13 protein-coding genes and 1 riboswitch are annotated in these 13,473 nt (G+C 73.7%); of the genes, 5 read left to right on the plus strand and 8 right to left on the minus strand.

Annotated features, from left to right (window positions below):
• Position 1: 1 nt before the first annotated feature.
• A complete protein-coding gene (locus tag ABZ858_RS04955) occupies positions 2-1,096 on the plus strand; it encodes a GNAT family N-acetyltransferase (protein ID WP_361372674.1) in 1,095 nt (364 codons plus the stop codon).
• Here the strand turns inward: ABZ858_RS04955 and ABZ858_RS04960 are convergent.
• Together ABZ858_RS04960 and ABZ858_RS04965 are read right to left on the minus strand one after the other, a co-directional pair.
• Positions 1,078-1,356 carry a DUF4031 domain-containing protein gene (locus tag ABZ858_RS04960; RefSeq protein WP_361372676.1) on the minus strand — a complete coding sequence of 93 codons (279 nt, stop codon included), beginning with the start codon at positions 1,354-1,356 and terminating at the stop codon, positions 1,078-1,080. The genes ABZ858_RS04955 and ABZ858_RS04960 overlap by 19 nt on opposite strands.
• 25 nt (positions 1,357-1,381) lie before the next feature.
• Entirely contained in the window at positions 1,382-1,765 is a 384-nt protein-coding gene (locus ABZ858_RS04965) for a hypothetical protein (RefSeq protein WP_361372678.1), read from the minus strand.
• A 55-nt stretch (positions 1,766-1,820) separates the two neighbouring features.
• Here ABZ858_RS04965 and ABZ858_RS04970 point away from each other — a divergent pair, with 55 nt between their 5' ends.
• The 3 genes from ABZ858_RS04970 (at position 1,821) to ABZ858_RS04980 (ending at position 4,572) form a co-directional block, all read left to right on the plus strand.
• A complete protein-coding gene (locus tag ABZ858_RS04970) occupies positions 1,821-2,891 on the plus strand; it encodes a MurR/RpiR family transcriptional regulator (RefSeq protein WP_361372680.1) in 1,071 nt (356 codons plus the stop codon).
• Between the two features lie 109 nt (positions 2,892-3,000).
• Positions 3,001-3,942: an N-acetylmuramic acid 6-phosphate etherase gene (murQ, locus tag ABZ858_RS04975; protein WP_361372682.1), complete on the plus strand. Its 942-nt coding sequence runs from the start codon at positions 3,001-3,003 to the stop codon at positions 3,940-3,942.
• A 45-nt stretch (positions 3,943-3,987) separates the two neighbouring features.
• A complete protein-coding gene (locus ABZ858_RS04980) occupies positions 3,988-4,572 on the plus strand; it encodes a hypothetical protein (protein WP_361372684.1) in 585 nt (194 codons plus the stop codon).
• Between the two features lie 783 nt (positions 4,573-5,355).
• On the opposite strand, the gene ABZ858_RS04985 is transcribed toward ABZ858_RS04980, so the two are convergent.
• From ABZ858_RS04985 to thrC, 5 genes are all read right to left on the minus strand, one after another.
• Positions 5,356-6,489 (minus strand): NADH:flavin oxidoreductase, encoded by a 1,134-nt coding sequence (locus ABZ858_RS04985; protein WP_361372686.1) that lies wholly within the window; start codon positions 6,487-6,489, stop codon positions 5,356-5,358.
• Between the two features lie 216 nt (positions 6,490-6,705).
• A complete protein-coding gene (gene groL, locus ABZ858_RS04990) occupies positions 6,706-8,328 on the minus strand; it encodes a chaperonin GroEL (RefSeq protein ID WP_361372688.1) in 1,623 nt (540 codons plus the stop codon).
• A 378-nt stretch (positions 8,329-8,706) separates the two neighbouring features.
• Positions 8,707-8,910 (minus strand): cold-shock protein, encoded by a 204-nt coding sequence (locus ABZ858_RS04995; protein WP_009189266.1) that lies wholly within the window; start codon positions 8,908-8,910, stop codon positions 8,707-8,709.
• Between the two features lie 431 nt (positions 8,911-9,341).
• Entirely contained in the window at positions 9,342-9,617 is a 276-nt protein-coding gene (locus ABZ858_RS05000) for a ubiquitin-like small modifier protein 1 (RefSeq protein ID WP_361372690.1), read from the minus strand.
• On the minus strand, positions 9,614-10,900 hold the full coding sequence (gene thrC, locus ABZ858_RS05005) for a threonine synthase (RefSeq protein ID WP_361372692.1): 1,287 nt from the start codon (positions 10,898-10,900) through the stop codon (positions 9,614-9,616). Before thrC ends, ABZ858_RS05000 begins: the two co-directional genes overlap by 4 nt.
• A gap of 17 nt (positions 10,901-10,917) precedes the next feature.
• Positions 10,918-11,081: riboswitch (SAM riboswitch) on the minus strand.
• 182 nt (positions 11,082-11,263) lie between these two features.
• On the opposite strand from thrC, the gene ABZ858_RS05010 reads away from it, so the two are divergent.
• Entirely contained in the window at positions 11,264-12,208 is a 945-nt protein-coding gene (locus tag ABZ858_RS05010; RefSeq protein ID WP_361372694.1) for a glucosyl-3-phosphoglycerate synthase, read from the plus strand.
• Positions 12,209-12,750: 542 nt separating this feature from the next.
• On the opposite strand, the gene ABZ858_RS05015 is transcribed toward ABZ858_RS05010, so the two are convergent.
• Entirely contained in the window at positions 12,751-13,473 is a 723-nt protein-coding gene (locus ABZ858_RS05015; protein WP_361372696.1) for a hypothetical protein, read from the minus strand.

Below are 13,473 nucleotides of genomic sequence, written 5' to 3' on the forward strand. Positions count from 1 at the left end.
CATGAAGGCATGGGGCGGGGAACAGGTGGAGCAGGCCGTAGCGGACGCCGTCGCGCTGCTGCGGACGGCGGCCGGCCGGGACTGGGAGGGGGTGCGCGCGGGCCGCCTCGAATGGAGCTGCCGGTACACCGCCGAGCACGTGGCGGGCGATCTCATCGCGTACGCCGGGCAGTTGGCGGGCCGCGCGCAGGACGACTACGTCCCCTTCGAGATCAGCCTCGACGAGGGCACCGGCGACGCGGGCGCCCTGGACGTGATCGAGACGACCGGCGCGCTGCTCGCCGCGGTCGTGCGCACCACCCCCCGGCATGTGCGGGCCTTCCATCCGTACCCGTTCCGCAGCGCCGACCGCGCGGGCTTCGCCGCGATGGGCATCGCCGAGGTGTTGCTGCACACGCACGACATCGCGCAGGGCCTCGGGCTGGTGTACGAGCCGCCGGCCGGCCTGTGCGAGGACGTGCTGACCCGGCTGTTCCCGCACGTCCAGCCGGGCCCCGAGGCCTGGCCGGTGCTGCTGTGGGCCACCGGGCGCGGCGAGCTGCCCGGCCGGGCGCCGGTCACCGGGTGGCGGTGGAGCAACCCCCTGGCGATCCCCGCCGGACGCCTCACCCTGGAGGGCGTCACCCCCGCCGCCGCCCGGGACCTCGCCGCGGGCGGGGACGGCGGCTTCGCCTGGATCGAGGGCGGGCCCTACGAGGGCACCCGGCAGGCCGCCGGGATGGTCCTCAAGGCGTACGAGAGCGGGGTGCACCGGCCCGAGTGGGGGATGTTCGTGCTGGTCCGCACTCAGGACGGGCGCGCGGTCGGCGGCATCGGCTTCCACGGCGCCCCGGACGAGGAGGGGCGCGCGGAGGTCGGGTACGACCTGACCGAGGCCGCCCGCGGTCACGGCCACGCCACCGAGGCGCTGCGCGCGCTGTCCGCGTGGGCGCTGGCCCGGGACGACGTACGGCGGCTGTTCGCGACCGTGGACCGGGACAATCTGCCCTCCCAGCGGGTGGTCACCCGGGCCGGGTACGTACGGGTCGGCGGGACCGAGGAAGGCGGGGCGGACCGGGCGGGCGACGGGCAGTTCGCCTACGAACTGCTGCCCTGAGCACGGCCCTTGCGCCGGCGCAGCCCGGCCGCGTGCAGCCGCCGCACCACCTCACGGCTGCTGACCTCGACGGCGCCGGCCGCCACCGCGTCGGCGTAGCGGTGGGCGGGCAGGTCGTAGTGGTCGCGTTCGAAGGCGCGCGGCGGCACGCCGAGGGCGGCGGCGAACCGGTGCAGTTCGGCGTAGGAGACGTCGCTGACCACGTGGGACCACATCCGGCCGTGCCCCGGCCAGCTGGGCGGGTCGATGTAGACCGTCACGGCGCCACCGCGCCCCGGGCGGCCGTCACGAGGACGGCTTCCCGCCCGTGGCCCGCCCCAGCGCCCCCACCGCGGCGACCTTCACGCCGGCCTTGGCGCACACCCAGTGCGGGTCGGGGCCGAGTTCGGGTTCGACGTCGAGGGCGTGCGGGTCGCCGTGGCCGCACACCGGGCACAGCGGCCAGCGGCCGTACCGCTCCAGCAGGGCGTCCTGCACGTCCTGGGCGACCAGTCCGGCGACGTACCGCGCGCCCTCCGGCCACTGCTCCACCCACCAGCGGCGCTGCACGACGGAGTCCTCGACGAGGGAGACCACGTCGGCCTGGGCGACCTCGCCCGCCACCAGATCGGCCAGGACGAGGGCGCGGGCGGCGTGCAGGGCCTGCTCCAGGGGGCTGAGGGGATCCATGGCTCCATTGTGCGCACTCTTGACCGCACCTCCGCCCGGAAAATATCTTTCACATGTGACCCAGGACGTGAAGGAAATTTTCGCAGGCGCGGGCGCGAGCGCCGGTGCGAGCGCTGGTCCGGGTGCTGGTCCGGGCGCCCGTGCGAGCGCCGGTCCGGGCGCCGGTGCGGGCGGTCCGGGTGCCGGTGCGGGCGGTCCGGGTGCCGGTGCGGGCGCGGCCCCCGGCCTCGCGCCGCCTCCCGCGCCCGCCGCCCTCGCGGCCAAGGTACGCACGCTCGCGCCCTCCATGACCCGCTCCATGCAGCGCGTCGCCGAGGCGGTGGCGGGCGACCCGGCCGGCTGCGCGGCGCTCACGGTCACCGGCCTGGCCGAACTCACCGGCACCAGCGAGGCGACCGTCGTGCGCACCGCCCGGCTGCTCGGCTACCCCGGCTACCGCGATCTGCGGCTGGCCCTCGCGGGCCTCGCCGCCCAGCAGCAGTCCGGCCGCGCGCCCGCCATCACCACCGACATCGCGGTGGACGACCCCATCGCCGACGTGGTCGCCAAGCTCGCCTACGACGAGCAGCAGACCCTCGCCGACACCGCCGCCGGGCTCGACACGGTCCAGCTCGGCGCGGCCGTCGCCGCGCTCGCCGCCGCCCGCCGTACCGACGTGTACGGCATCGGGGCCTCCGGCCTGGTCGCCCAGGACCTCACCCAGAAACTGCTGCGCATAGGGCTGATAGCGCACGGGCACAGCGACCCGCACCTCGCCGTCACCAACGCGGTGCAGCTGCGCGCGGGGGACGTGGCGATCGCGATCACCCATTCGGGTTCCACCGGGGACGTGATCGAGCCGCTGCGCGCCGCCTTCGAGCGGGGGGCGACCACCGTGGCCATCACCGGCCGCCCCGACGCGCCCGTCACGCAGTACGCCGACCACGTCCTGACCACCTCCACCTCCCGCGAGAGCGAGCTGCGGCCCGCCGCGATGTCCTCGCGGACCAGCCAACTGCTGGTGGTGGACTGCCTGTTCGTCGGGGTGGCGCAGCGCACGTACGAGTCGGCGGCGCCGGCGCTGGCGGCGTCGTACGAGGCACTGGCCCACCGGCACCGCCCGCGCGACGGCAGCCGGCGCCCGTAGCCGGGGACCGGGCCCCGAAGCCCGAAAACCCGACGCCCCGAAGCCCGGAAGCCCGGAAGCCCGGAAAACCGTAGCCCGTAGCCCGAAGCCCGGAAAGAGCCGCCCCTTCATGTCCTCCACCTCCCCCTACGGTGCGCTGCGCGCCGAACTGGAGTCGCTGACCACCGAGGCGTTCCGCCCGGAGCTGTCCGAGATCGACCGGCTGCCCACGCTGGAGATCGCGCGGCTGATGAACGCCGAGGACACGGCCGTGCCCGCCGCCGTGGCCGAGCGGCTGCCGCAGATCGCCGCCGCGATCGACGCGGTGGCCGCGCGGATGGCCCGCGGCGGCCGGCTGATCTACGCGGGCGCGGGCACGGCCGGCCGGCTGGGGGTGCTGGACGCCTCCGAGTGCCCGCCGACCTTCAACACCGACCCCGCGCAGGTCGTCGGCCTGATCGCGGGCGGCCCGCAGGCGATGGTGACCTCGGTCGAGGGCGCGGAGGACTCCCGGGAACTGGCCGTCGAGGCGCTCGACGCGCTCAAGCTGACCCCGGACGACACGGTGGTCGGCATCTCGGCCTCCGGGCGCACCCCGTACGCCATCGGCGCGGTCGAGCACGCCCGGGCGCTCGGCGCGCTCACCATCGGGCTGGCCTGCAACAAGGACAGCGCGCTCGCGGCCGCCGCCGAGCACGGCATCGAGATCGTCGCCGGGCCCGAACTCCTCACCGGCTCCACCCGGCTGAAGGCGGGCACGGCCCAGAAACTCGTCCTGAACATGCTCTCGACGATCACGATGATCCGGCTGGGCAAGACGTACGGGAACCTGATGGTGGACGTGCGCGCCTCCAACGAGAAGCTCCGCGCCCGGTCCCGCCGGATCGTCGCCCTCGCCACCGGGGCGCCGGACGAGGAGATCGAGAAGGCGCTGGCGGCCACCGACGGTGAGGTGAAGAACGCCATCCTGGTCCTGCTGACCGGCACCGACGGCACCACGGCCGGGCGCCTGCTGGCCCAGACGGACGGCCATCTGCGCGCGGCGCTGGAGCGGGGCCGGTCCCGGGCCTGACGCCGCTGCCGCCCGGCGGGCTCCGCGTTCTACGCTGGGGGGACCATGAACCACGCCCAGCTCACCGCCCTAGGCCGAGCCCTCCGTCTCCTCGGTGAGCACGGCGAGGCACTCACCGCCGACACGCCCGACGCGCAGTTGCACGAGGTGAAGGGGGATCTGCGGCGGGCCCTGGACCTGCTGGAGGAGAGCGTCACCACGGCCGCGGCCGCCACCCGCTGCCCCGAGCATCCCAACGGGCCGGTGGACACCGGCGCGCCCGATCTGTGCCTGCTGTGCGAGACCCGGCGGCGGGCCGCCCGCCGTTCCGAGGTGGACGGCGCGTACGCGGCGTACGCCCGGCCGGCCGCCGGGGCCGCCGCGCCCGTCCCGTCCCGCTACGGCGTGCGCGAGGACCGGCCGCAGCCCCAGCAGCGCTGGCTGCCGGAGCTGTGGAACGGGCGGGAGTGGCAGCTGTGCGGTACCCCGCGCCGGGACCGGCGCGAGGCGGAACTGTTCATCGCCGCCCAGCGCCGCGGCCCGCGCACCGCGATGGCCTACCGGCTGGTGCACGAGTTCACCGACTACGAGGTGGTACGGATCTGGGGCACGCCCGTCCGGGTCGACATCGAGCCGATGAACGGCCCGTGACCGGGAACACCCGGCACAGCCCGCCCCACCGGTGGACGGCCACCCTGGCAGCCGGTCGGCCTCCCGGCCTGGGGGGTCGGCTCCCAGCCCGGGGACGGCTCCCGGCTGAGGGGCGATCTCCGGCCGAGGTGCGGCTGACGACCGTGGGACGGCGCTCCGGCGGACGACCGGAGTGAGCCGCCGGAGCCGGCACCCGACCGCCGGACGGGACCGGCCATCGCCCGGCCCGGGAACGGCCTCTGGCAGGCAGCCCCCGGCGGACGGCCTCCGGCGGACGACCGGAAGGAGCCGCCCACCCGGGCGGCGGCCGGCGCGAGCCACCGGCCGGACGACAGCCGGAGCGCCCGCCGCCTGGACGGCGGCCCGAGTGGGCCATTGGCCAGGCAGGCAACAGCCGGAGCGGGCCGGCCCCCGGAGCGAACCGGCACCCGACCGCCGGACGGGACCGGCCATCGCCCGGCCCGGGAACGGCCTCTGGCAGGCAGCCCCCGGCGGACGGCCTCCGGCGGACGACCGGAAGGAGCCGCCCACCCGGGCGGCGGCCGGCGCGAGCCACCGGCCGGACGACAGCCGGAGCGCCCGCCGCCTGGACGGCGGCCCGAGTGGGCCATTGGCCAGGCAGGCAACAGCCGGAGCGGGCCGGCCCCCGGAGCGAACCGGCACCCGACCGCCGGACGGGGCCGGCCGTCGCCCGGCCCGGGAACGGCCTCTGGCAGGCAGCCCCCGGCGGACGGCCTCCGGCGGACGGCCGGAAGGAGCCGCCCGTCCGGCACCGCCCGGCACTCAGGTCAGCGTCTTCAGTGCCGCCGCGTCGTACGGCCGCAGTTCGGTGAAGCGGTCGGTGAGGATCTTCGCGGCCCACTCCGGGTCCTGGAGCAGCGCGCGGCCGACGGCCACCATGTCGAACTCGTCGCGCTCCAGCCGGTCCAGGAGGTTGTCGATGCCCTGGACCGGGGAGCCCTCGCCCTGGAACGCCTTGACGAAGTCGCCGTCCAGGCCGACCGAGCCGACGGTGATGGCCGGCTTGCCGGTGATCTTCTTCGTCCAGCCGGCCAGGTTCAGGTCCGAGCCGTCGAACTCGGGCCGCCAGTAGCGGCGGGTGGAGGCGTGGAAGGCGTCGACGCCGGCCGCGGCCAGCGGCGTGAGGATCGCCTCCAGCTCCTCGGGGGTCTGCGCCAGGCGGGCCTGGTAGTCCTGCTGCTTCCACTGCGAGTAGCGGAAGATGACCGGGAAGCCGGACGAGACCCGCTCGCGGACCGCCGCGACGATCTCCGCGGAGAACCGGGCGCGGGCCACCGGGTCGCCGCCGTAGGCGTCGGTACGGCGGTTGGTGCCCTCCCACAGGAACTGGTCCAGCAGATAACCGTGGGCGCCGTGGAGTTCCACCCCGTCGAAGCCGATGCGCTCGGCGTCGGCCGCGGCCTGCGCGAACGCGCCGATCACGGCGTCCAGGTCGGCCCGCGTCATCGCCGTGCCGGTGGGCTCGGCGTCCGCGGCCACCAGGCCGGAGGGGCCGACTGCCGGGGCGTCGGCGAAGGGCGGCTCGCCCTGCTTGCGGACCATGCCGATGTGCCACAGCTGCGGGACGATCGTGCCGCCCGCCGCGTGCACGTCCTCGGCCACCCTCGCCCAGCCGGCGAGCTGCTCCTCACCGTGGAACCGGGGCACCCGGTCGCTGCTCCCGGCCGACTCGTGGCCGACGTAGGTGCCCTCGGTGACGATCAGGCCGACGCCGGCGGCGGCGCGGCGGGCGTAGTAGGAGCGCACGTCCGCACCGGGGACGCCGCCCGGCGAGAACATGCGGGTCATCGGCGCCATCGCGATCCGGTTGGGGACGGTGAGGCCGTTCAGCGCGATCGGGCGGGAGAGGATCTGGGCCGCGCGGGAGGCGGGCGGCGTGGTGACGGTGACGGTCACGTGGGGGCTCCTCGTGAGGGCGGGCGGGCGAACCGGTTGGTATGTGCGCGTGCATTGTTGCAGGTGCTTAACGGACAGCGCGAGCGCGCGGCCCGGCATTCCCGCCCGGCACGGGAATCCGCGCGTGACCCCGGACACGCCCGAGGGCGGCACCCCCTGCCACTGGCAGGAAGTGCCGCCCTCGTACGGAAGGACTAGTACCGATCCCCGGAAGGATCAGAAGTCCATGTCACCGCCCGGCATGCCGCCCGGAGCGGCCGCGGCGGCCTTCTCCGGCTTGTCGGCGATGACGGCCTCGGTGGTGAGGAACAGCGCGGCGATCGACGCGGCGTTCTGCAGCGCGGAGCGCGTCACCTTCGCCGGGTCGATGATGCCCTCGGCGACCAGGTCGACGTACTCGCCGGTCGCGGCGTTCAGGCCGTGGCCCGGGGTCAGGTTGCGCACCTTCTCCACCACGACACCGCCTTCGAGGCCGGCGTTGACGGCGATCTGCTTCAGCGGGGCTTCGAGGGCCAGCTTGACGGCGGCGGCACCGGTGGCCTCGTCGCCGTCCAGCTCCAGCTTCTCGAACACCTGGGTGGCCTGCAGCAGGGCCACGCCGCCACCGGCGACGATGCCCTCCTCGACGGCCGCCTTGGCGTTGCGCACGGCGTCCTCGATGCGGTGCTTGCGCTCCTTCAGCTCCACCTCGGTGGCGGCGCCGGCCTTGATGACCGCGACACCGCCGGCGAGCTTCGCCAGGCGCTCCTGCAGCTTCTCGCGGTCGTAGTCCGAGTCGCTGTTCTCGATCTCGGCGCGGATCTGGTTGACCCGGCCGCCGACCTGCTCGGAGGAGCCGGCACCGTCGACGATGGTGGTCTCGTCCTTGGTGATGACCACCTTGCGGGCCTTGCCCAGCAGGTCGAGGGTGGCGTTCTCCAGCTTGAGGCCGACCTCCTCGGAGATGACCTCGCCGCCCGTGAGGATGGCGATGTCGCCGAGCATGGCCTTGCGGCGGTCGCCGAAGCCCGGGGCCTTGACGGCGACGGACTTGAAGGTGCCGCGGATCTTGTTGACCACCAGGGTCGACAGGGCCTCGCCCTCGACGTCCTCGGCGATGATCAGCAGCGGCTTGCCCGACTGCATGACCTTCTCCAGGAGCGGGAGCAGGTCCTTGACGGAGCCGATCTTGGAGTTGGCGATGAGGATGTAGGGGTCCTCGAGCGACGCCTCCATGCGCTCCATGTCGGTCGCGAAGTAGGCGGAGATGTAGCCCTTGTCGAAGCGCATGCCCTCGGTGAGCTCAAGCTCCAGACCGAAGGTCTGCGACTCCTCGACGGTGATGACGCCTTCCTTGCCGACCTTGTCCATCGCCTCGGCGATCAGCTCGCCGATCTGCGTGTCGGCGGCGGAGATGGAGGCGGTGGAGGCGATCTGCTCCTTGGTCTCGACCTCCTTGGCCTGGTCGAGCAGGGCGGCGGAGACGGCCTCGACGGCCTTCTCGATACCGCGCTTGAGAGCCATCGGGTTGGCACCGGCGGCCACGTTGCGCAGGCCCTCGCGGACCAGGGCCTGGGCGAGCACGGTCGCGGTGGTCGTACCGTCGCCGGCGACGTCGTCCGTCTTCTTGGCGACTTCCTTGACCAGCTCGGCGCCGATCTTCTCGTACGGGTCCTCCAGCTCGATCTCCTTGGCGATGGAGACACCATCGTTGGTGATCGTGGGGGCGCCCCACTTCTTCTCAAGGACGACGTTGCGGCCCTTGGGGCCGAGGGTGACCTTGACGGCGTCGGCGAGCTGGTTCATACCGCGCTCAAGGCCGCGCCGCGCCTCCTCGTCGAACGCGATGATCTTGGCCATGTGAAGTGGTCCCTCCAGGACTGGGGGTGATTCCTCCGGACCGCGCCCGCGCCCGCGACGGACGGCTCGCCGGCCTGTGGTTCCTTGCACCACGGGGCCCGCGGGCCTCACCGACCCGGTCCTCTTTTGTCACTCTCACCTTCAGAGTGCTAACGCAATGATTAGCACTCGGCCTAGGAGAGTGCAAGCGCCCATCGGGGGTACCGGGCGGTACTCAGCCCGGGGCGAACACGGGCGCGCCGCGGTGGCGGGCCCCGGCGGCGGGCCCCGGCGGCGGGCCGGCCGGCCTCGCTCCGCCGCGCGCACGCCTGAGAGCCCGCACCCCGGTGAGGTGCGGGCTCTCAGGGACGAGAAGATCGCTTGTGGTGGTCGCGCGATTCAGGCCGTGACGCGGACCATGTCGGCCTGCGGGCCCTTCTGGCCCTGCGAGATCTCGAACTCGACCCGCTGACCCTCTTCCAGCGAGCGGTAGCCGTCCATCTGGATCGCGCTGTAGTGGACGAAGACGTCCGCCCCGCCGTCGACCGCGATGAAGCCGTACCCCTTCTCCGCGTTGAACCACTTGACGGTGCCCTGAGCCATGCCTAACTCCCCTATTACTGGCCCTTGCACAGATCCGCACTTCGCGGACCCGGGTCAGACCTCACTCCCCGTGGACCGGGGGCGTGCGCCGGAACGCGTCGACCGCGGCTGAATGTATCTGCCCAACTGCCGTCTGCAACAGGTCAATCGGACGAGAATTCTGGACGGGAGCGGTCCGGAATGTGGTGAGAATTCGACTGAACCCCGGGCAAGTCGGGCCCCATAAACAAGACAAATGCCACGAAAAGCCCGCGCACTTTGGCTACTTCTTGACGGCGGGCGCCCGGGGAAAAGGGGCTTCCCGAACCGGAGATCAGGAGCGCGTGCCCCAACTGTACCGCGCTCAATCACACTGAATTGCCCCCTCCGCTTCTGGCGCGGAGGGGGCAATTCAAGGAACAGCCGGGCACGGCAATTACCGAAGGTAACGATCAGCCGCCGGCGACCGCCGGAATGATCGACACACCGGCGCCGTCCGGCGTGACGGTCTCCAGGCCCTGCTCGAAGCGGACGTCGTCGTCGTTGACGTAGACGTTGACGAAGCGGCGCAGCTTGCCCTGGTCGTCCAGGACGCGGGCGGCGATGCCCGGGTGGTTCTGCTCCAGGCCGGAGATGACCTCGGCGAGGGTGGCGCCCTCGGCCTTCACCTCGGCCTGGCCGCCGGTGTAGGTGCGCAGGATGGTGGGGATGCGAACGGTCACGCTCATGCGAGGCCAGCCTCTCGGAAGGAGTCCAGGTTCGGGCGGATGGTGGCGGTGAGGCCGGTGCCGGCCACCGCGTCCAGGGTCTTCAGGCCGTCGCCGGTGTTGAGGACGACGGTGGTCTTCGCGGGGTCGAGGAGGCCGTCGTCGATCAGCTTCTTCGTCACGCCGACCGTCACCCCGCCCGCCGTCTCGGCGAAGATGCCCTCGGTGCGGGCCAGCAGCTTGATCGCCTCGACCACCTGCGCGTCGGTGACGTCCTCCACGGCGCCGCCGGTGCGGCGCGCGATGTCCAGGACGTAGGGGCCGTCGGCCGGGTTGCCGATGGCGAGGGACTTGGCGATGGTGTCCGGCTTCTGCGGGCGCACCACGTCGTGCCCGGCCTTGAAGGCGGTGGACACCGGGGAGCAGCCCTCGGCCTGGGCACCGAAGATCTTGTACGGCCGGTCCTCGACCAGCCCCAGCTTGATCAGCTCCTGGAGGCCCTTGTCGATCTTGGTGAGCTGGGAGCCGGAGGCGATCGGGACGACGAGCTGGTCGGGCAGCCGCCAGCCGAGCTGCTCGCAGATCTCGTACGCCAGGGTCTTGGAGCCCTCCGCGTAGTACGGCCGCAGGTTGACGTTGACGAAGCCCCAGCCCTCGCCGGCCGGGTCGCCGATCAGCTCCGAGCAGAAGCGGTTCACGTCGTCGTAGTTGCCCTCGATGCCGACGAGTTCGCCGCCGTAGATCGCGGCCATGACGACCTTGCCCTGCTCCAGGTCGTGCGGGATGAACACGCACGAGCGCAGGCCGGAGCGGGCGGCGGCGGCGCCGACGGCGCCGGCCAGGTTGCCGGTGGAGGAGCAGGACAGGGTGGTGAAGCCGAAGGCGCGGGCGGCCTCCAGGGCCTGGGCGACCACGCGGTCCTTGAAGGAGTGCGTGGGGTTGCCCGAGTCGTCCTTGACGTACAGGCCGCCGGTCACGCCGAGTTCGGCGGCGAGGCGGTCGGCCTTGACCAGCTTGGTCCAGCCGGGGTTGAGGTTCGGCTTGTCCGCGACGTCCGCGGGGACGGGGAGCAGCGGGGCGTAGCGCCAGATGTCGGCGGGGCCGGCCTCGATCCGCTTGCGCAGTTCCTCGGTGTCGTAGGCCGAGAAGTCGTAGGCGATCTCCAGCGGGCCGAAACACTCCTCGCAGGCGAAGACCGGTCCGAGCGGGACGCGGTGGCCGCATTCGCGGCAGCTGAGCGCCGCGGCGGGGCCGAGGTCGACGGAGGGGGAGTCGGTGCTGGTGGCAACTGTCTGCACAGCCATGGAGGCGAGGCCCTTTCTCCTCATCTTCCTCACGACGCATCTCGCCGTGAGACGGATTTGGCACCTTCCCTAGCCGGGGAGCCTCGCGGTGGCGATCGGAGAATCGTCGATCGGTACGAGACCGGCTGGAGGGTTGCCGGGGCTTCATCGGGCCGTGTCCCTCTGCCCCTCTGGATGAGCGGTATTCGATTGTGCGCGGCGGTGACCCCGGCATGCGGGGGCCGTCCGCGTTGTTCAAGACTGTAACCGAAGGCCAGGACGGTGCGAGATAGTCGTCCGAACCGCGAGACGGATCACACGGTGATCCGGTCCGGACCGGCTGCGGGCAGCAGCGCATCGCGCAGGAGTGAGGAGCCGTCGACCGTGCTGGAAGAAGTCGAGCGCTGGCTGAGGACGCGTTCCTGGTCCGTGGCCGATCGCCCGCTGCACACGGTGCTGGCCGCCAAGCGGGTGAGCGGTGCGACGGTCAGCGTGGTGCTGCCCGCGCTCGACGAGCAGGAGACGGTCGGGGAGATCGTCTCGGTGATCCGCCGCGATCTGGTCGAGCGGGCGCCGCTGGTGGACGAGATCGTGGTCGTCGACTCCGGCTCCACCGACCGCACCTCGGAGGTGGCCGCCGCCGCGGGCGCCCGGGTGGTGCACCGCGACGCGATCCTGCCGCGGCTGCCCGCGCTGCCCGGCAAGGGCGAGGTGCTGTGGCGCTCGCTGCTGGTCACCCGCGGGGACGTGATCTGCTTCGTCGACGCCGACCTGCGGGAGTTCTCCGCCGACTTCGTCACCGGGATCGTGGGCCCGCTGCTCACCGAGCCGGACGTGCAGCTGGTCAAGGCGATGTACGACCGCCCGCTGGCCGGTGCGGCCCGGCAGGGCGGCCGGGTCACCGAGCTGATGGCGCGCCCGCTGCTCAACATGCACTGGCCGCAGCTGGCCGGCTTCGTGCAGCCGCTCGGCGGCGAGTACGCGGCCCGCCGCTCGCTCCTTGAGCAGCTGCCGTTCCCGGTCGGCTACGGGGTGGAGCTGGGCATGCTGGTGGACGCGCTGCACCTGGCCGGCCTGGACGCGCTCGCGCAGGTCGACGTGGGTGTGCGCAAGCACCGGCACCAGGACGGGCAGGCCCTCGGCCGGATGGCCGCCGCCATCTACCGCACCGCCCAGCTCCGCCTGGCCCGCGGCCACCTGATCCGCCCCGCCCTCACCCAGTTCGAACGCGGCGAGACCGGCTTCGAGCCCCGCACCTACTCGGTGGACACCGAGGAACGACCGCCGATGACCGAGATCGCGGAGTATGCGGCACGGCGGGTGGCTTGAGCGGGGGGCGGCGGGGGCCTGAGCAGGAAGCCCACCGGGTGAGCTGAGTATGAGGGCCGGGTCGCCCGCGGGACCGGTCGCCCGCGGACCGGGGGACTCGGTGGGCCCGGTCGGCCCGGTGCGCCCGGTCGGCCCGGTGCGCCCGGTCGGCCCGGTGCGCCCGGTCGGCCCGGTGCGCCCGGTGCGCCCGGTGGGCCGGAGCGGGCGGCTCAGCGAGCCGGGCCGCCCGCGCGCGGCCAGTGCGACGGGTGCGACGGGTGCGACGGGTCAGGGGGCCGGGAGGACCGGTCGGGCAGGTGGGCCGGTCGGGCCGGGTGGGCCGGTGAGCCGGTCGGGCCAGGTGGGCCGGTGAGCCGGTGAGCCGGTCGGGCCAGGTGAGCCGGTCGGGCCAGGTGAGCCGGTGAGCCGGTCGGGCCCGGCGGACGTGCGGGCCGGGTGGGCCAGGTGGGCCGGTGAGCCGGTCGGGCCCGGCGGACGTGCGGACCGGTCGGACCGGTGAGCCGGTCGGGCCCGGCGGACGTGCGGGCCGGGCGGGCCCGTTGTCAGCCTGCCGCGCCGTCCGACCAGCGCCAGCGGCCTGCCGCGTCCTGTGCGCAGGTCAGGTACTCGCCGCCCTTGCCGTAGGTGCTCAGGCCGTGGTGGCGGGCGGCGCAGAACTGGCCGTCGGCGTAGCAGTTGCCGGCGGGGCTGGTGATCGCGCACGCCTTGCTGCCACCGCTGCCACCGCTGCCACCGCTGCCTCCGGTGCCGCCACTGCTGCCGCTGCCGCCGCCCGTGCCGGTGCCGCCCGTGGTGGAGTTCGTCTTCTTCGGGGCCGGGGTGGACAGCGGGTGGCCGGCGCAGTCGTGGCCGTCGCGGGCCACCGTGAAGGTCACCTCGTCCCCGCCGGTCCCGCCGCGCTGCTCGCAGACCTTCTCACCGGACCGCCAGGAGGCGGCCCGCGCGCCGGTGCCCTGGAGGTGGACGGCGTAGCGCAGGTGCCCGGCCTCGGCGGCGGCCACGGCGGTGCCGATGCCGGAGCCGGTGTAGTCGCGCAGCGTCGCGGACGGCGTCGGAGTCGGAGTCGGAGTCGGCGTGGGTGTAGGGGTGGGTGTCGGTGTCGGCGGTTCCGTGCTCGGGGCCGGGGCCGGGGCCACCGCCGCCGGGGTGGACGGCGCCGCCTTCGGCGTCCCCGGGGCGCCGTCGTCGCAGCCGGCCAGGGCCAGCGCGCCGGCCGCGAGCAGCGCGGCCGTGCCGGCGAACCGGCGTATTCGTACGAGTCGCAT

Origin of the sequence: Streptomyces sp. NPDC047017, from assembly GCF_040644175.1 — a bacterium.
Classification (GTDB): Bacteria; Actinomycetota; Actinomycetes; order Streptomycetales; family Streptomycetaceae; genus Streptomyces.

What these genes read in the sequence shown, in the direction of transcription:
- ABZ858_RS04955 (WP_361372674.1), top strand. Translation starts at nt 2, where the DNA reads ATGAAGGCATGGGGCGGGGAACAGGTGGAGCAGGCCGTAGCGGACGCC.
- ABZ858_RS04965 (WP_361372678.1), bottom strand. Translation starts at nt 1,765, where the DNA reads ATGGATCCCCTCAGCCCCCTGGAGCAGGCCCTGCACGCCGCCCGCGCC.
- murQ (WP_361372682.1), top strand. Translation starts at nt 3,001, where the DNA reads ATGTCCTCCACCTCCCCCTACGGTGCGCTGCGCGCCGAACTGGAGTCG.
- ABZ858_RS04980 (WP_361372684.1), top strand. Translation starts at nt 3,988, where the DNA reads ATGAACCACGCCCAGCTCACCGCCCTAGGCCGAGCCCTCCGTCTCCTC.
- groL (WP_361372688.1), bottom strand. Translation starts at nt 8,328, where the DNA reads ATGGCCAAGATCATCGCGTTCGACGAGGAGGCGCGGCGCGGCCTTGAG.
- ABZ858_RS04995 (WP_009189266.1), bottom strand. Translation starts at nt 8,910, where the DNA reads ATGGCTCAGGGCACCGTCAAGTGGTTCAACGCGGAGAAGGGGTACGGC.
- ABZ858_RS05000 (WP_361372690.1), bottom strand. Translation starts at nt 9,617, where the DNA reads ATGAGCGTGACCGTTCGCATCCCCACCATCCTGCGCACCTACACCGGC.
- thrC (WP_361372692.1), bottom strand. Translation starts at nt 10,900, where the DNA reads ATGGCTGTGCAGACAGTTGCCACCAGCACCGACTCCCCCTCCGTCGAC.
- ABZ858_RS05015 (WP_361372696.1), bottom strand. Translation starts at nt 13,473, where the DNA reads ATGCGACTCGTACGAATACGCCGGTTCGCCGGCACGGCCGCGCTGCTC.